An 18,648-nucleotide genomic window follows, 5' to 3' on the forward strand; every position below is an offset into this window, starting at 1 on the left:
TAATGACAGAGTCTTGCGTTTTGAACCCTTTGCAAGACTCTGTCTGTTATTCCAAATGAAGTTTCTTCCATATATCAACGTATAATACCTGCAGTAAAAAGCCAGCTTATATGAACATCCTCATAAAAGCTGGCTTTCATTTAATGGTTTATCTTTTCTTATCATTTTCTTTAAAAAGCTTGAACAGATTATTTATCTGTTTATCCATGCTGGTAAGCAAAGAGTACTTGTCTGTCAGATCTGACAGCAGCATCTGGTATTTTTGTTCTCTCTCCTCTTGCCGTTCATCTAGTTTATCGTTCTTCTTAATGGTATACAATAGCAAAAATACAAAGAGAACTGTCCAGATTCCTTGTGACTGGGTTACGGATAATAAAACTTCTTCCATTCCACCACCTCCTCTTCCATTTACTATGTAATAATCCCTGCTTTCTTATTTTAGCAACTAGTTTATCAAAAAATTCATTATTCTTATAATATAGATAATTTTATGTACGAAATTACATTTTTCTTATTTTTTAGTTTCTAAATTACATTTTCTCTCCCTATTAATAAGGGAGGGGAGGATATTATATGGAGCAAGTATTACTAAAGCATGTAAAACACTATTTAACCTATGGGGATCAGCAGGATTTTAACGCTATCTTAAAATATTTCCAGCCGTTGATCCGAAAATATGCAAAGAAACTTTATTATCTGGAATTTGAGGACAGTACTCAGGAACTTAGTATGGCAATCTATGAAGCACTTCAAAAAATGACCTATCTTACCACTGAATTTGCATGTATTTCTTATTTTCAAAAAGCAGTTTACCATCGCTTTTGCAAACTTTACGCACATAGTGCACAAGAACAGAAAAAACTGGAAAATCAAGTGCCTTATGAAGAACTTATAACTGCTTCTTTTGACTCGTCCATCAGCGACAGACTATTTATTTTAGAATTAAAAGAGGAACTTCATTCCATGTGCGAAATCAAGCGAACCATTCTTATTTTACTGTTAAGCGGATATACGGATAAGGATATTGGGAGAAAATTAAACTGCTCCAGGCAATATATAAACCGTATCAAAAAAAGTCTCTTGCCTGAAAAATAAGAACTACAAAACAGCCAATCCCTATACTTTTCCCAGTCATTCGAATTATACTCTCTGGGATCATATAGAGATTGGCTGCTTTTCCATTCTATACTATATTAAAATATGCCAGTTACACACCACATAAAAACTGATTGAAAATTTTATGTAAACACCATTTATAATCCAGTTTTTTCACTTCTTTTGCTGCATATACCAAATATTCTCTAAGAATTTCATCTCCCAGCTTATACTTCACCTTTCCTGCCACATCTCCTGCTTTCACAGGTGCTTTCAAAGATTGTGCTATTTGATATACTGGTTCTGCCATTTCTCCTTTTTTTAAAAGAACCATCAAAGATTCGTCCTGCTCAAAATCCACTTCCAGAGGCACACTTGCCTCTTCTGATAAAATTCCCGATTCTGGAATCCCATTTTCTACCGGAATTGGATTAAAGGTGACAGATTTATCCAATACATCTGTAAAATGATAATTCTGAATTCCATATTCCATAAGTTTTCTGGTATCTTTCCATTTATAAGCCTTGTGATTGGGCCAGCCACAGCCTAACAATGCCACAATAAAGGTTCTCTCATTGCGTACAACCGCACCTACATAACAGTATCCCGCCTTTGAAGTAAAACCTGTTTTTCCAGATAAAGCACCTTCCATCATAGATAGAAATGCATTATGGTTGACTGCAGAAAAACTTCTAGAACCTGCCTCATTGGAAAAGGCTGCTGCTGGCGTCCTGGTTATCTCAAGAAATTCTTTGCTTTTTGGAGACTGTTTAATACAGTAGCGCATAATTTTTGCCAGTTCTACGGCCGTTGTTCCATGCTGTCCCTGATGATCCGAAGCATCTAGGCCATTTGGTGTCACAAAATGACTTTGAGTACATCCAATATCCATAGCCTTCTGATTCATCATTGCAGCAAAGCCTTCCACAGAACCACCCACATGTTCCGCAATCGCAACTGCACTGTCATTGTGAGACTCTAACATTAGGGAAAGAAGAAGGTTTTTCAACTTAAACTGCTCACCAGACTGGGCACCTAGCTGAACATCTGGCTGTTTTGCAGCATTTTGAGAGATCGTAACTACATCTTCTAAATCGGCATTCTCTAACGTTACAATGCAAGTTAAAATCTTAGTGGTACTTGCATTTGCCTTTTTATCATATCCATTTTTTTCAAAAAGTACACGTCCACTGTCTCCATCTAGCAAACAGGCTGACTGGGCATAGAGCTGGCTTAACTCCTTAGGGATATCTAAGGAATCCTTATCACTTTCCTTTTTATTGGCAACCTCAGTCTGCCCTTTAGCCATTACCTGCCAGGAAGGAACTGGAAAAATCAAAGCACCCATCAATGCCAGTATTTCTATTATGGAAACCAGTTTAAAACCATCTCGAAGTCTTGACCACAAAAAAACCACATCCATTCTATACTTATTCCATTTAATATATGAAATAAGCATAGTGATTATGAATGTGATTTCATAGGGTTTATAGGGTAAGGGGTTCCTTATTTCCGTTCCATGTCTTTTGGCAGCACTAAATTAGAGATTAAAGCAATTAAAAATACAACTGCTACGCAATTGCTTGCAAATACATTTTGTACAACGGCTGGAAATATAGAAAAAATCTCTGGTACTTGCGTAAATCCAATTCCCACACTTAAAGACAATGCTGCAATTGTAATATTTCTCTGAGAAAATCCGCATCTGCTGATCATCTGAATGCCACTTGCTACAATTGTGCCAAACATCATAATAGTACATCCGCCTAAAACTGCCTCTGGCAATGTTCCAAGCAAAGCTCCAACTGCCGGAAATAAACCTGCCAATACCATAATAACAGCTCCAGCCCCTATTGCATAACGATTTACAACTTTCGTCATAGCTATCAGACCTACATTCTGGCTAAAAGAAGTAATTGGCAGACACCCAAAGATGGAAGATAAAGAACTGACAAATCCATCGCATGCAATAGAACCTGCAATTTCTTTCTCCGTTACTTCCCTTCCTAATCCTGACATTGCAAGAGCAGACGTATCTCCTATCGTCTCCGTTGCGGACACTAGGAAAATCAGCGTAACAGATATAATTGCACTTATATTAAATTTCGGTGCAAAAGGCATAATCTGTGGCAGTGAAATAATGCCGCTATGGGTTACACTTGAGAAATCAACCATTCCCATAAAGCATGCCGCAATGTATCCTATAATAAGCCCAAATAGAACATTTAACTGTTTCCAATAAGATTTTGCAAATATGTGAAACAAAAAACAGCATAATAAGGTTATCGTACCTGCTATCAGGTTCTTGGCAGAACCAAAATCTTTTGCGCCATTTCCACCACCAAATGAATTTGCACCTACATTTAATAAACTGAAACCAATAGAAATTACGACACAAGCAGCAACAATAGGAGTAATAAACTTTCTCCAGTACTTTGCAAACAGTCCAAGAATACCTTCTATAATGCCGCCCACTAACACAGCACCCATAGCGGTTCCATAATCATATGTACTGGCAACAAAACATAAAACCGTAACAAACGTAAAACTGATTCCCATTACAACTGGAAGTCCAGAACCAATTTTCCATAGTGGAAAAAGCTGAATCAAGGTTCCAATTCCCGCAACTAACATTGCACTTTGAATCAGTTTCGCCATTTGTCCAGAGCCAATCCCTGCTGCACCTGCAACAATAAAAATCGGAGTAATATTGGCAACAAACATTGCTAAAATATGCTGCAAGCCAAATGGTACAGCCTGTCCAAGGGAAATCTTCCCGTCTAGTTTATATATATTCTCTTTCATCTTAATCTTCCTCGTTTATTCTCTTTCTGTTTTTTTATACTGATAACATAAATTCTGTATACAAATCAGGAACGAAATACAATTTCCCCTGTTTTTGCATCCATAGATTCTATAATAGCAAGTGACTCTAAGCGAACACCCTTCTGACGAATCAGCCTGCCTCCTTTTTGAAATCCTTTTTCAACTGCAATACCGATTCCTTCCAGAACTGCACCAGAATCCATAACCATATTCATAAGCCCCTCTAATGCACATCCATTTGCAAGGAAATCATCAATGATTAACACATGATCCTCTTTTCCTAGAAACTTCTTAGACACTATTACATCGTAATCTTTGCTATGGGTGAAAGAATGTATCTTTGATGTATACACCTCACCATCAATGTTAAGTGTCTGCGTTTTTTTGGCAAATACAACTGGCACGCCAAATTGCTGTGCAGCAATACATGCGATTCCAATACCAGATGCCTCAATTGTTAAAATCTTATTAATTGGTTTGTCTTCAAATAACCGTTTCCACTCTTTCCCCAGTTCTGCAAACAAGGCTGTATCCATCTGGTGGTTTAAAAAACTGTCTACCTTCAGAATATTTCCTTCTTTCACTACACCGTCTCTTCTGATTCTTTCTTCCAGTAACTTCATCTGTTATTCCCTTGCCTTTCTCTTTTTTATGTTGAACATAGCCTGTTTTATTATATCACATAATACCAAGGTTACAATAGCTTGCCTTTTTTCATAAAACAGATATTTCATATAAATATTAGATTATTTATATTCCCTCTCCAGCCTAGCCACGATATCATATATATATACGATATCCTGTATATAATAAAAAATCAAAGGAGGTTATAACAATGTATCTAAAAAAACAGAAACTTATTAAACGAACCTTTGCTGGCCTGTTAGCAATGGCTACCATGTTGGCTTCACAGCCATGTGGGTATTTTGACTTACAAAGTAACCATTCTAACCAGACAGTTAAGGCAGCTTCTTCCATTACTGAAAAAGCAGACAGTCCATTTTCCTGGGACAATGCCAATGTGTATTTCCTATTAACAGACCGGTTTAAAAATGGAAACACATCAAACGACCACTCTTACAACAGAGGATTATATCAGAATGGAAGCAAGATTAACTATGCAAACAATGCGGCAACCTTCCACGGTGGTGACTTCAAAGGAATCACAGACAAGATTAACGATGGCTATTTTGATAATTTAGGTGTCAATGCCATCTGGTTAAGTGCTCCTTATGAACAGATCCATGGTTATGTAATTGGCAGTGACGCTTCTGAAAGTTACGCCCACTACTCTTACCATGGTTATTATGTTCTGGATTACACCACAACAGACAAAAACTTCGGTACCAGAGAGGAATTTAAAACACTTGTAGATACTGCCCATGAGCACGGAATCCGTATTGTACTGGATGTAGTTATGAACCACGCTGGCTACAACACTTCTTACGACATGAATGAATACGGATTTGGTACATTAAAAAATGGCTGGCAGAATGCTTATTACCGTGCTTCCGGCATCAACAACTCTACTTACCACAATGTAATTGACTATAATTCTTCCAGCTATGACTGGGGAAAATGGTGGGGCAATGACTGGATTCGTTCTGGATTACCTGGTTATCAGGCTGGAGACAATTCAGACCAGAGACAGAACCTAAGTGGATTACCTGATTTCCGTACAGAATCCCAGAACCGTGTATCCATCCCTACATTCCTAAAAACCAAATGGGAACGTGAAGGCAGATACAGCCAGGAATACAACGGACTTACTTCTTATCTTTCCTCCCACAATAAAAATATGACGGTTACCAACTGCATTACCTACTGGCTTCAGTCCTGGGTACGTGAATTCGGAATTGATGGTTTCCGCTGTGACACTGCAAAACACGTAGATTTAGCTTCCTGGAGTACTTTGAAATCAGCTTGTACAGAAGCCTTGGCAGACTGGAAAGCAAAAAATCCTAGCAAAGCAATGGACGATACTCCATTCTGGATGACTGGCGAAGTATGGGGACATGGGGTTTACAAAGACTCCTATTATTACAATGGTGGTTTTGATTCTATCATTAACTTCAGTACTCAAGGTGGTAATGGCTTAGACAAATATAACGTTGCCAATACATACAATGAATACGCAAGCAAAATTAATTCCGATCCATATTTCAATGTATTATCCTACATTTCCTCTCACGACACCATATTAGCAAGGGGAGATTCTATCTATAATGGTTCTTCCTTCCTGTTATGTCCAGGCGGTGTCCAGATCTATTATGGTGACGAAACAAACCGTCCTTATGACTATAATGCTGATAAAGGTGGAAATCATGATGTTCGTAGTGATATGAACTGGAACAGCATTGACCAGAATGTACTTTCCCACTGGCAAAAAGTTGGTACATTCCGTAAAAACCACATTTCAGTAGGTGCAGGCCAGAATGCTTCCCTTTCTACAACCAGCGGAATTGCATTTTCCAGAACCTATTCAAATTCAGCCAAAAATATCTATGATAAAATTGCTGCCTGCATTGGATGTTCCAATAATGCCAACGTTACGATTACTGTTTCCTCTTTATGGGCAAACGGAACAACTCTTCGAAATGCTTACGACAATACTACCGTAACTGTACAGAATGGAAAAGTAACTTGTAACAGCGGAAAGAACGGAACCATTTTATTAGAACAGGCGAATGGGGTTATCCCAACACCTACGCCTTCTGCTGCTCCGACAAACACACCACAGCCATCTAACCAGCCATCTGAATGCGTGAATACTGTTTATATCAAATCCGACTTTGTTCCTTATGTGTATGCTTGGAAAGGCACTAATACAGAATTAGCTGGTACTTGGCCTGGTACTAGAATGACTCAGACAGAAAATGGCTATTACAAATTCGTACTAGGTGGAACAGCCAAATACAACATAGTCATCAACAATGGTTCTGGCTGGCAGACAGCCGATATCACAGGTTTGTCTGGGAAGAACTGGATTACGGTTAAGAACAACATGTCTTATACCATTGACAAAACAGAAAGACCTACAAAAGACATCGTATACATTGACTCTGATTTTGTTCCTTATGTATATGCATGGAAAGGATCTGGTACTATTTTATCAGGTTCATGGCCTGGTACAAAACTGACTCAGAAAAATGCTGATGGATATTATGTACTGGACTTAAATAGTACAGATAGTTATAACTTAGTGTTAAATAACGGTTCTGGCAGACAGACTGCTGATATTAAAGGCTTAAAGGGCAGCACTTATATTCGACTGAATAACGATATGTCCTATACCATCCAATAAATAACCATTACCAAGCTGTGTCTTCATCTTAACAGGTGAAGACACAGCTTTTTACATTACTGGAAAAGTTCTTATTTCCAATAATGCCGTTTATGAACATATAACATAAAAAATACGCCCTAAAGGACAGGTGCTAAACATACACACCAAAACAAAGCCAACCGCAGTTTGCTCAATTTAGAAATCCCAAAAAAAACTCACAAACATATGATAGAAAACGAAAGAATGTGATATAAGAAGCAGTCCATAAATGCTAAGATATAACCATCAGCAGAAGTTCTACATACTCTCCTGATTCTTTGGATTATGTGGAACTTTAACACAAATTAACGGGGTAACTGATAAAATGTTCGGTAAAAGAAAACTAAAAAGCCATCTAAGTATCTGGACTTACAGGCATCACTATTGGGGTAGCTGCTGCTTGGGTTTTCTTTCCACATGAGGAGGTATTTTTATGAGAAAATTTGCAAAAAAATTAGTAGCAGGTATCGCATGCAGTGCAATGATGACATTAAGCGTATTAGGTGGTGCAGTTGGAGTTGATGCAGCAAGTGCATACAGTGGTGCAGGTAATTTAGGCTGGGGCTTCGATTATCATGAAGGCGGACTATTTAACATAGCCGATGGCTACTCAAACGGCGATATGTTCAACTGTACCTGGAGAAGAAGCAATGTACAGTTTAATGGTGGAAAAATGAACCTTAGCCTTAACAGAGATTATAGTGGCTATACTGGTGGAGAATACCGTACCAATGGCAACTATGGTTATGGCATGTATGACGTCAGCATGAAACCAGCAAGCAATCCTGGAATCGTTAGTTCCTTCTTCACTTACACTGGTCCTTCTGATGGTACAAAATGGGATGAAATTGATATTGAATTCCTTGGCAAAAATACAAGACAGGTACAATTTAACTACTATTCAAACGGCAGGGGCAATCATGAATATGTTTATAACTTAGGTTTCGATGCTTCTCAAGGTTTCCATACATACAGTTTCTTATGGCTTCCTGGCAGAATTTCATGGTTTGTTGACAACAGAGAAGTGCACACAGTTTATAGCAGCGATGTTCCTGATACTGCTGGACATATTATGATGAATATCTGGAATGGTATTGGTGTAGATTCCTGGTTAGGACAATATAATGGAAGAACAGGCCTTACTGCTCAGTATGACTGGTTCTCTTATACCAGAAAATTCAGTTAATTTCCAGAAATGTAATTGATAGAATATGTAACAAAAGCCATCTCATTCTATATGGAGTGAGCTGGCTTTTGGCTCCAAAAAATCATTTATCTTCTATCTGGGTAATGAAACAGGCTGATGTTTATCTACCTTATTGTAATAAGATGTGATTTTATCCAAAGCTTCAGACACTGGGCATTCCACATCAAATACAGAAACTGCCTTTTTCTCAAACTGTTTTTGTGCCTGAAACCCTATCTTTTTACACACCACACACCTGCAGTCTTCTATCAATGCAACTTTTTTCAGTACGTCAGACGGTCCACTACATCTTTTCCCATTTCCCGAACAGCCATTGGTTCCACATCCACTGTTACAAAATTCATTCTGTGATAATGCTTCCTCTCTAACCAGTCTTCTTTCGAGAAGTCTATATTGTTCCCCCTCAGCTTCATATATTATGAATTCAGAAACTTCTCCAAATTTTAAATCCACTATTTCACCATTGGAAGAACCTATCGCTATTCTATACACGGTATACTCACTCCTTCCTGTATTCCTGGCCAATAAAGACAGAAGATAAATCTAGTTAAATCGCTGTACAGCTACTGTATAAATATCTTCTATTAACCGGATACCTCCTGTATACCCAACATAAAAATCATCAAGAACCACCTTATCCTGTACTGGCCATGCAACATTAAGGAAATTCCCCTTAAGTTCTTCTGTCACTTCTTTTTCATAATATCCTCCAAGAACCAAAGGATAACCATGATAATCATGACTGCGTATTTCCTCATGTATCTTATATCCATCTGTTTCAAATGAAACATCTGCCTCTATGCCATAATTAAGATTTTTAAACTCCTGTACAATCTGTTCCCTATAACTCTTTGGAGTATCGTCTACGATAAATTGTTTTGCTGGAATAAGACCTAAATCATTTACAAGGAACTTGGTAATTCCTAGTGTATACTGTGCATCTGCCACAACGGTAAACTGCTTATTGATAACTCGGTTTTCAAGAAAAAGATCCGCATATCTCTCAATTAAATAATAATAATAATCTTCCTGTTCCTTAATGACAGCTTCCACCTTTTCCTTCTCTACCCCAGCAAACTTACCAACTTCTCGCAGGAATTTACTAGTCTCCGTAGCTCCAATTGGGAGAGTCGGATAGTGAAGATATGGAATTCCAAATTTTTTCTCCATTTTTTTCATATTTCCAGCTCCCACCCAAGATGAAACAAGGAGATTAAACTCAGCTTCTGGTATTTTATTGATATTGTCTATCCCACGCTGATACCCAAAAATAGTATTAGGTATCAGACCAAGTTCTTTCATTAATTTCTCTAGTTCTCTGATATTGCCAAGCCAAAAAAGATCCTGATAAGGAACATCTGCCCAGATATTAACCAGTCCCTTTTGTTTTGTTTCTGATTTTTTCAGATACTGATCAATAATTGCATCCACTACCTGCTCATGTCCTTTATAATTATTGCCTTTAAATCCAGCAGTTGGGGCATAGATTACTGGTTTCTGGGTATCTGAAAATTGAGATACCACCTCTCCCGAATCATCACCAACTATTTCAGGAATACATCCAGTAAGAACAACATATAAATCAGCATCTACCACTTTCAATGCATTTTCTATGGTTGAATGAAGTTTTTTTACACCTCCAAATACTACATCCTTCTCATTGATACTGGTACAAGGAAAAATATTCGGAGAAAAATATCCAGAACTGCCTATCGTATCTGAAAGTTTCTGAGCACAGCCTGGTCCTGAGTGTAATATAGGCAGTGCTCTTTCAATTGCCTGAACCGTCTGCATTGCACCTAGTGCACATTTATATCTTTGTTTATCTAATAACTTTGCCATTACTTCGCCTCCTCAAGAAATGCATCTACATTTTGCTGATACCACCAGTCCGTATATGGAAGCTTTGTCCTCTTCGCAAGATTTTTCTCGAAACTTCTATTCCTTACTGCATCTAAAATGGTTTTTGCAAACTCTAACGTATGCTTATAACCAAAAATCATATACTCATCAGCAACATATATAGCTGGTGTTCCATTTTTAATAGCCCACACTGTTGAACCTGGATGACGTGAAAGATACATATCTGGCTGATATTTATGAAGAATATTCATTACCTCATAATTCTGCTGGTCTGCAACACTTGCTTCAAAATCAATGTCATTGTCCAACAGGTACTTCATAGAAGGAGGTACATCGCCATTTTCATATTTTTTATCATAATGCCAAGCTAACGCCCATACCACTTTAATTCCAAGTTCATCTAACACCCTTGAAACTTCAAATGTATACCCAGGACCCATACCTAGCACAGCTGTTAAGCCTTTTAGTTCTTTTTTGACTTCTTCAATCTGTGGAATATAGATTGCTCTCTGCTCCTCTATGTATTTTTCTACTTTTTCGCTACGTCCTGTCACCTTTCCAATTTCTCTAAGCCAAGTTTCAAAACCTGTGATACCACATTGATTGATACTTCTTATGTATGGAACACCATACTTTTCCTCCAGTGCATTACCCAGATAATTGCCTAACGTTCCGCAAATACAAGTTGTCGCTAAGCTTTCTGATAAATGGGACAGCTCCTCTATTGTGGAATTACAGTATAAAAATACAGGCTCTAAATCAAAATTTTTAAATATCTCAATAATTTCAGGCCTTGCACTTTCAAAGAAATTTTTAAAATTTATTTTATTTGTCTTAATTCCTTCTCTTGGCGGCTGTACAATTTCCTGAAGGACTGCATGATCGGAAATATCAAATCCTGTTGCCCAGATTCTGGATTTGAAACCTTCACAGTGTACTGCAACAATAGGAACTTTAACTTCCTCTCTGACTTCATCTACAATGCTGTCAATGTCCTCACCAATAATACCTGTTGCACAGGAACTTGATACAAAAATAGCCTTAGGTGAATACCTTTTATTTACCTCTAAAATAACTTTTCTTAAACTTTCTGTAGAACCAAAAATGGTATCATTTTCATTCATATCGGTCCCAACATAAACCGTACTGCTCGTAACACCCCTTTTTTTCGCCATAACTCTAGACATATAGTATGCAGACGAAGCTGCAACAGAACATCCTGCTGGTCCATGATGAATCACTGCTACATCACGGATTCCTGACAATTGTCCCAAAGCACAAGAAGAAAGACAAGTACTAGACTGGGAAAAACATCTGGAACAGCCTTTTAACGTTCCACATTCACTTTGGCTGGCAAGATCTTTTAAGGAACCAATATACCCTGTTATGGAACCGATTCTATTTTCTCTTGTCGCAATATTGGAATTGCTTAAATTAATCGACATGTGAACACTCCTATCCTGCATAATCCTCATTAAATAAATTGGTTGAAAGGTATCTAAGTCCTGTATCTGGCAACACTGCCACAATTGTTTTTCCTTTATTTTCAGGTCTCTTTGCCAGCTGTGTTGCGGCATATATTGCAGCTCCTGAAGATGTACCAATTAAAATACCATCTGTTTTTGCAGCCTCTCTGGCTGCCTGATACGCTTGAATGGTTTCAACTTCATATTTTTCATCATAAATACTTAAATCCATCGTAGAAGGTACTCTTTCTACTGGTACGCCTTCAAATGGATGTACACCAGTAATTTCTTCAGGATCAGGATTCTCTTCACTTGGCAAGGAATTCTTTCCCGGCTGTATTGCTACCACTTTTACTTTTGGATTCTTTTTCTTTAAAAACTTTCCTGTTCCTGATACAGTTCCACCAGTGCCAACATTTGCAACTAGTATATCTACATTTCCTTCTGTATCCTCCCATATTTCAGGACCTGTTGTAATTTCATGAATGCCCGGATTAGCTGGATTGGCAGTCTGATCAACAAAATATATATGTTCTTCTTTCGATAGCACTTTCTCACGAAGTGCTGCAATAGCAGCCACAAAATCACCATTGGTAGCTTTCAGCACTTCATCAATTTCAGGTACTTCTGATAATTTTATGGTTTCGCCTCCAAATGCTTTTATTACCTGAAATCTTTCCTGACTAACATTATCTTGTATATAAACCCTGAATTTATAGCCTTTGGCTGCTGCAATTGCCGCAAGGCCAATTCCAGTATTGCCACTGGTTGTTTCGACAATCGTATATCCCGGCTTTAAAAGTCCTTTCTTTTCGGCGTCTTCAATCATAGCCAAAGCAATTCTGTCCTTTACACTCTGATTCGGATTAAAATACTCTAATTTCACTAAAATTTTCGCCTGAAGATTATTTTTCTTTTCATAATTGACAAGTTCTAAAAGAGGTGTTCTTCCCACTAATTCTGTTATTGACTGTCTGATTTTTCCCATTGCATATCCCGCCTTTCTTAAATTTTATAGTCATCTGCAAGTTCCATCATTCCATACTCCATAAGGATTTCTTCCAATCTTTCCTGTGTCATAGGTGTTGGAATTACAAAATCTGTATTTTCAATAACAGCCTGAGCAAGATTTCTATATTCTTGTGCCTGATTAGAATCTGGCCTGTATTCAATAACCGTTTTCTTATTAATCTCTGCATGTTGAACGATATTATCTCTTGGTACAAAATAAAGAAGCTTTGTTCCAAGTTCCTTTGCAAATGCACGAAGAAGATCCAGTTCCCTATCTACATTTCTAGAATTACATATAATTCCACCTAACCGAACTCCTCCTGTTCTTGCATATCTTTGGATTCCTTTTGAAATATTATTTGCAGCATATAATGCCATCATTTCTCCACTAGCTACAATATAAATTTCTTTTGCCTTTCCTTCTCTAATAGGCATTGCAAATCCACCACACACTACATCCCCTAATACATCATAAAATACATAATCCAAATCTTCCGTATATGCTCCAAGATTTTCAAGCATGTTGATGGATGTAATAATTCCTCGTCCAGCACAGCCTACACCTGGTTCAGGACCACCTGACTCTACACATTTTGTTCCACCATAACCTTCTTTTAAAATTCTCTCAAGTGCAATGTCCTCCCCCTCTTCTCGAATTGTATCTAAAACTGTTTTCTGTGCTAATCCACCTAATAAAAGTCTTGTAGAATCTGCTTTTGGATCACATCCAACTACCATGACTTTTTTTCCATGTTCAACTAATCCTGCTGTTAAGTTCTGTGTCGTTGTTGATTTTCCAATTCCACCTTTTCCATAAATTGCAATTTGTCTAATTTCACTCATATATTTCTTCCTTTCTTATGAAAATAAATTTTGTATTTGAATATACTTAATTAATTGGTTAAGTGATACTTGTATCTCTCCTGGCAGTTCCATTGGAGTAATTCCCATACTAGATGCAGCAAATGATGCACCATCTCCAATCCTGCTAACCACCAAATATTTACAATCTGCAAGTTTCATCAAATTCTTTCTTAGTTTTTCATCATCATGATTGCCACCTTCGCATACAGGCTCTACCGTTCTTTTTTCCACCAGACGAATCTCTGTCGCATTTCCTATTTCTATTTCATATATGTAGAAATTTCTTGCTCTTCCAAAATGATTATTCACTACAATCCCATCACTAGAAGCAACCGCTACAAAAAATTTATTATTATCCATGTGAAAATGTCTCCTTCACACGCATTCTTCTTTGATAGATCTGATCCCCAAATTCGGACTTGCCTGGTACGCCTATAGCATCTGCTCTGCAATGCTGGCAATGCCGGAAAACATCTATATACTTCGCTGCCTTAGTTCTTGCGGAATCAATCTCCGCACATACAGGAGCTCTTAAGTTCTTTAATTCATGCTGTGGAATCAGAGGAATTATATTATAAATACTTGCTCCTGCCTCTTTAACGGTTTTGGCAATTTCCTCAATATGCCCATCATTTATTCCTGGAACCAGTACCGTATTTACCTTAATGGTAATTCCTGCAGAAGAAATTTTCCTAATTCCTTCTAATTGATTCTTTATCAGAATTTTCGCTCCCTCAGCTCCTTCTATCTTTTCTCCATGATACAGAATATATGAATTTAACTTACTTTCTATTTCAGGATCCACTGCATTTACAGTTACCGTCAAAGAATCAATTCCCACTGCGATTACTTCATCTGCCCTTTCACTAAGCAGCAAACCATTGGTACTCATGCATTTAATCAGTTCTGGATAATGCTCTTTTATGATACGAAACGTTCTTAATGCATAATCAGATGCTAACGTATCCCCTGGACCGGCAATTCCTGCCACTTTGATATCTGGGCATATATCCAATGCTTTCCCAAGAATATCTATACATTCTTCTGGTTTTAAAATTTTAGATGTAACACCTGGCCTTTCTTCAACATCATTCCTTGTTCTGTCGCAAAACCTGCAGGCAATATTGCATCCTGGACAGACTGGCAAATGTATCCTTCCGGCATTATTTTTGTGCCCTCCAAAACATGGATGGGAATTCTGCAAATCCTTATATGTATTCTTCAATATGACACCTTCTTTCCATCTGCTTTCTATCCTGTTAATTTAACAGAACAAATGATACTGGGTGGATTCGAACCACCAACTTCAGTTTTGCAAACCTATGCCATACCAGCGGCTACAGCATCAAACTTACAGGGAGATTTTTTGCTTATATACAGTTACTTCATCTCCCCACTAGGAACTTTTTTGCTTAATTACTAAATAATGGTGTTGATAAATATCGATCTCCTGAATCTGGAAGCAGTACAACAATTGTCTTTCCTTTGTTTTCAGGTCTTGATGCCAAAATTTCTGCAGCTTTTAATGCCGCTCCTGACGAGATTCCAACCAGAATACCCTCAGATAATGCAAATGTCCTTCCTTCTTTAAAAGCATCTTCATTTTCAATTGTAATAACCTCATCATACACAGAAGTATTTAAAACTGTTGGGACAAATCCAGCCCCAATTCCCTGAATTTTATGAGGTCCTGCTGTACCTTTTGATAAAACCGGGCTGCTAGCAGGCTCAACTGCTACAATTTTTACATCAGGGTTTTGTTCTTTCAAATACTCTCCAACACCTGTAATTGTTCCACCAGTACCAACGCCTGCTATAAAAATATCAACTTTGCCATCCGTTTGTTTCCAGATTTCTGGACCCGTTGTTTCTTTGTGGATTTTTGGATTTGAAGGATTTACAAACTGTCCAAGGATAACAGAATCCTTTATTTGTTTATTAAGCTCATCTGCTTTTTCAATTGCTCCTTTCATTCCTCTGGCCCCTTCCGTAAGTACCAGTTCTGCACCATAAGCTTTTAACAGATTCCTTCTCTCTATACTCATTGTATCTGGCAATGTAAGAATTGCTTTATATCCTTTTGCTGCTGCTACTGCCGCCAGGCCAATTCCTGTATTCCCACTAGTTGGCTCAATAATTGTTGCACCTTCTTTTAGAATTCCTTGTTTTTCGGCATCTTCTATCATTGCAAGTGCAATTCTGTCCTTCACAGAACCTGCCGGATTCAAATATTCCACTTTAGCAAGCAATGTCACATCCTTAATTTCCTTCTTCTTTGCATAACCATTCAGCTTAAGTATTGGAGTATCCCCAATTAATTCTAATGCACTTTCTTTAATTTCACTCATAATATTTCCTCCTTGCTTTTCAATTAACTTCTTATTTTGATAAATTTGATAAAAAAAACAGCCACCACACTTTATGGTAACTGTCAAACATTTTCATTTTTTTGAATCAGCTATCCTAATAAAGTGTATAAAGAATAAACCGTATCAACATATACAGCCATAAAACAGCACATACATTCATTTGTTGCATTCGTATTTATTCTCATCTTAATTTACCCTTCCTTTTTTTATTTTTTTCTCCTTCATTTGGATTGACTATATCCTACCATATATATTCGTATTTGAAAATTTGATAGAAATTATCGTTTGTGATAACTATTAATTATAACCACGCAGGCTTTCATTCCTTACGGATCGTCCATTTCTATCATTATAACTGCACAACCGTATCTGAATATTTGCGTGCCTCACTTTCATGCGTTGCAATAATCACCGTCCTTCCCTTATCTGCCATTCTGCGAAGCAGCTTTAACACTTTTTCAACATTGTCTCGATCAAGGTTTGCAGTTGGCTCGTCCATAATAAGAAGTTCAGGCTCTCTTACCAGTGCTCTTGCTATAGCTGCTCTCTTTATTTCGCCACCCGACAGATTCTCGGTAAATTCATTTTTTAATTCTGACAGTCCAACTTCATCTAATAAGTTTTCAATAACTAAAGAATTATCCGACTTGCTCTTTTTATTTTTTAATGAATCGATATAATTGGGCAAATCCACATTTTCATAAACCGTTAAATATGGAACTAAGGTATTATCTTGCATTACAATTCCAGTTTTTAAATTCCGAATCACTGACTTTCCATTATCATCAAGTCCTGTAATCTGTTCCTTATCATAAGAAACGGTTCCCGAAGTGGGTGGTATCAGACCAGCTATGATACCTAGCAAGGTACTTTTTCCACTTCCACTTGGTCCTTCTATTACAAAAAAATTGCCTGATGGGATATTCATAGTAACATCATCTAATACCTTTAATTTCCGATTCCCATGAGCATATATTTTCTTGATATGTTCCAGTCTGATCTCCATTACATCCTCCCCTTTTCACCACCGTTTATAATATAATCCGAACATACTTTTCTTATTGTGCTCATAATACTAACTGGTCCAGCAATTGTGGTAATTGCAGCACTCATAACGAATATAGATAGTCTCTCCCAAATATTAGGTATCGCAAAAGGAAACCCCACTTTATATGTAATTAACTGACTAAATAACGTAAAAGATAAAATACCCAAAAAAGAACCTGCCAATGCTCCCACACCTGATATAATCATGGCCTCTTCTAACAGAAACTTATTTACCATTTTTCTGCTCATCCCTATAATTCTAAAAGTTTCTATCTCTTTCCTTCTCTCATTTATAGCAATAAAATAACTGATATACAAAATAAAAAATCCCATAAGAAACATCGCTGCCTCTAATCCCACATAGGTAACATATGTCCTCTTTAGCTCATTGGATAATTTTCTAGAAACCGAATCCGCTGTTATAATTTCAACCCCGTCTATTCTGGTTAGTCTGGCAGCCACTGCAGAAATGTTTTCCTCTTTCTTTACTCTAACCATTACAGCGGAAATATTATTTTCATTTACTTCTTCTAGTAATCCTTGACTTGCTTTTTTTGCAGCCTGTAATAAATCTGGTATTTCACTTATGCTGACATAAACAGTTGAATCCATGGAGGAACCGCTTTCATCAAGTTCTGCAGCAACTGGTAATCTTTTCCCAAACATCTGAAATGTCTTATCCTTTCTTATTCCAATTCTGCTTCCTGTTACTATGGCTCCATTTTTTAAAGATTTCAAATACCTGTTTTGTACCCAAGGCCTAACTGTAAAATCACTTTTAAGATCAATCCCAACCACCTGCACAGGCTGGTCACAACAAGAACTATCCAATGTCATAAGAAACGTCTGTGGTGATAAACATTCTATTCCCTTTGTACGTTTTATCTGTTCCATTACAGAGGAATCCATATAAAAAGTTCCCTTCTTTGCCGTCAGAAGAATCCCTTCAAAATCTTTTTCCGTTCCTTCTGGTACTACAATCAGATCTGCTCCCATTCGTTCTACAACACTTTGGCTTCCTTTTTTCATGCCTAACGTTATCAAAGTTCCAAGTTCAATAACTGCTGATAATATTAGAGCTATCAGAATCAATCCCATACTTCGATATATTTTTGCTTTTATGCTTTTGAGAACCAGTTCAAGATAACGCCCCATGCTTTCCTCCTTTTACCAGATATTTTGCCATTAGAAAATGGACTAATTCAAAACTAATTAATAAAACGCCGATTAAAATTAAAAATGGTCTGGTATACAGGTAACAATGCATCGTCTTCATTTTACAAACTGGTGCAATGATATCAGGAAGCAATACAATTGCTAAGCTAAATATAAAACGAATCCCCAAAAGCACATTTCGTATAATAGAATTCTTAATAAAAATCAAAATAATGGAAATAACAGCCAGACTAATCCCTAGAATGACGGACCAAGTCCTCGTAACATGGCAAGGTGGCTTCATTCCTTCCATAGATGTACATACATGTGCAAACTGGTACACTCCAGCCACAATAAGCACAGAAAGCAAACCTAACAATCCATTTATCCATTTCAATAATTTCATTTACAATCCCTTCC

At 37.3% G+C, this 18,648-nt stretch carries 18 protein-coding genes and 1 tRNA gene; 3 read left to right on the forward strand and 16 right to left on the reverse strand.

Annotation, left to right across the window (positions count from 1 at the left end):
* Window positions 1-148: 148 nt before the first annotated feature.
* Entirely contained in the window at window positions 149-388 is a 240-nt protein-coding gene (locus BMY85_RS04460; protein ID WP_092476895.1) for a BhlA/UviB family holin-like peptide, read from the reverse strand.
* A 185-nt stretch (window positions 389-573) separates the two neighbouring features.
* Here BMY85_RS04460 and BMY85_RS04465 point away from each other — a divergent pair, with 185 nt between their 5' ends.
* The gene (locus BMY85_RS04465) at window positions 574-1,095 is read left to right on the forward strand and encodes an RNA polymerase sigma factor (protein WP_092476897.1); all 522 of its coding nucleotides are present in this window, start codon (window positions 574-576) and stop codon (window positions 1,093-1,095) included.
* Window positions 1,096-1,207: 112 nt separating this feature from the next.
* On the opposite strand, the gene BMY85_RS04470 is transcribed toward BMY85_RS04465, so the two are convergent.
* The 3 genes from BMY85_RS04470 to BMY85_RS04480 all read right to left on the reverse strand — a co-directional run bounded on the left by BMY85_RS04470 (window position 1,208) and on the right by BMY85_RS04480 (window position 4,544).
* Entirely contained in the window at window positions 1,208-2,512 is a 1,305-nt protein-coding gene (locus tag BMY85_RS04470) for a D-alanyl-D-alanine carboxypeptidase family protein (RefSeq protein WP_408643089.1), read from the reverse strand.
* Between the two features lie 89 nt (window positions 2,513-2,601).
* Window positions 2,602-3,900: a uracil-xanthine permease family protein gene (locus BMY85_RS04475; RefSeq protein WP_092476900.1), complete on the reverse strand. Its 1,299-nt coding sequence runs from the start codon at window positions 3,898-3,900 to the stop codon at window positions 2,602-2,604.
* A 65-nt stretch (window positions 3,901-3,965) separates the two neighbouring features.
* Window positions 3,966-4,544 carry a xanthine phosphoribosyltransferase gene (locus BMY85_RS04480; RefSeq protein ID WP_092476903.1) on the reverse strand — a complete coding sequence of 193 codons (579 nt, stop codon included), beginning with the start codon at window positions 4,542-4,544 and terminating at the stop codon, window positions 3,966-3,968.
* Between the two features lie 212 nt (window positions 4,545-4,756).
* On the opposite strand from BMY85_RS04480, the gene BMY85_RS04485 reads away from it, so the two are divergent.
* Entirely contained in the window at window positions 4,757-7,225 is a 2,469-nt protein-coding gene (locus BMY85_RS04485; RefSeq protein ID WP_092476905.1) for an alpha-amylase family glycosyl hydrolase, read from the forward strand.
* 454 nt (window positions 7,226-7,679) lie between these two features.
* Complete coding sequence (bglS, locus tag BMY85_RS04490; RefSeq protein ID WP_242939674.1) at window positions 7,680-8,432, forward strand: beta-glucanase; 753 nt, start codon at window positions 7,680-7,682, stop codon at window positions 8,430-8,432.
* A gap of 93 nt (window positions 8,433-8,525) precedes the next feature.
* On the opposite strand, the gene BMY85_RS04495 is transcribed toward bglS, so the two are convergent.
* From BMY85_RS04495 to BMY85_RS04550, 12 genes are all read right to left on the reverse strand, one after another.
* Entirely contained in the window at window positions 8,526-8,945 is a 420-nt protein-coding gene (locus BMY85_RS04495) for a NifB/NifX family molybdenum-iron cluster-binding protein (protein ID WP_177180633.1), read from the reverse strand.
* A gap of 51 nt (window positions 8,946-8,996) precedes the next feature.
* A complete protein-coding gene (locus BMY85_RS04500) occupies window positions 8,997-10,295 on the reverse strand; it encodes a nitrogenase component 1 (protein WP_092476909.1) in 1,299 nt (432 codons plus the stop codon).
* The gene (locus BMY85_RS04505) at window positions 10,295-11,761 is read right to left on the reverse strand and encodes a nitrogenase component 1 (protein WP_092476911.1); all 1,467 of its coding nucleotides are present in this window, start codon (window positions 11,759-11,761) and stop codon (window positions 10,295-10,297) included. The genes BMY85_RS04500 and BMY85_RS04505 overlap by 1 nt, the downstream gene beginning before the upstream one ends.
* A gap of 10 nt (window positions 11,762-11,771) precedes the next feature.
* Window positions 11,772-12,770: a PLP-dependent cysteine synthase family protein gene (locus tag BMY85_RS04510; protein WP_092476913.1), complete on the reverse strand. Its 999-nt coding sequence runs from the start codon at window positions 12,768-12,770 to the stop codon at window positions 11,772-11,774.
* A gap of 17 nt (window positions 12,771-12,787) precedes the next feature.
* Entirely contained in the window at window positions 12,788-13,627 is an 840-nt protein-coding gene (gene nifH / locus BMY85_RS04515) for a nitrogenase iron protein (protein WP_334292353.1), read from the reverse strand.
* A gap of 24 nt (window positions 13,628-13,651) precedes the next feature.
* On the reverse strand, window positions 13,652-14,017 hold the full coding sequence (locus BMY85_RS04520) for a NifB/NifX family molybdenum-iron cluster-binding protein (protein WP_092476917.1): 366 nt from the start codon (window positions 14,015-14,017) through the stop codon (window positions 13,652-13,654).
* A complete protein-coding gene (locus BMY85_RS04525) occupies window positions 14,010-14,882 on the reverse strand; it encodes a radical SAM protein (protein WP_092476919.1) in 873 nt (290 codons plus the stop codon). The genes BMY85_RS04520 and BMY85_RS04525 overlap by 8 nt, the downstream gene beginning before the upstream one ends.
* A gap of 52 nt (window positions 14,883-14,934) precedes the next feature.
* Window positions 14,935-15,004, reverse strand: a tRNA-Cys gene (locus tag BMY85_RS04530).
* 65 nt (window positions 15,005-15,069) lie between these two features.
* Entirely contained in the window at window positions 15,070-16,005 is a 936-nt protein-coding gene (gene cysK, locus BMY85_RS04535) for a cysteine synthase A (RefSeq protein WP_092476921.1), read from the reverse strand.
* Between the two features lie 370 nt (window positions 16,006-16,375).
* Window positions 16,376-17,032: an ABC transporter ATP-binding protein gene (locus BMY85_RS04540; protein ID WP_092476924.1), complete on the reverse strand. Its 657-nt coding sequence runs from the start codon at window positions 17,030-17,032 to the stop codon at window positions 16,376-16,378.
* Window positions 17,032-18,228 carry an ABC transporter permease gene (locus BMY85_RS04545; protein WP_092476926.1) on the reverse strand — a complete coding sequence of 399 codons (1,197 nt, stop codon included), beginning with the start codon at window positions 18,226-18,228 and terminating at the stop codon, window positions 17,032-17,034. Before BMY85_RS04545 ends, BMY85_RS04540 begins: the two co-directional genes overlap by 1 nt.
* The gene (locus tag BMY85_RS04550; protein ID WP_092476928.1) at window positions 18,212-18,634 is read right to left on the reverse strand and encodes a DUF4418 family protein; all 423 of its coding nucleotides are present in this window, start codon (window positions 18,632-18,634) and stop codon (window positions 18,212-18,214) included. The genes BMY85_RS04545 and BMY85_RS04550 overlap by 17 nt, the downstream gene beginning before the upstream one ends.
* Between the last annotated feature and the right edge of the window lie 14 nt (window positions 18,635-18,648).

The organism is [Clostridium] polysaccharolyticum (assembly GCF_900111595.1).
Classification (GTDB): Bacteria; Bacillota; Clostridia; order Lachnospirales; family Lachnospiraceae; genus Clostridium_AI; species Clostridium_AI polysaccharolyticum.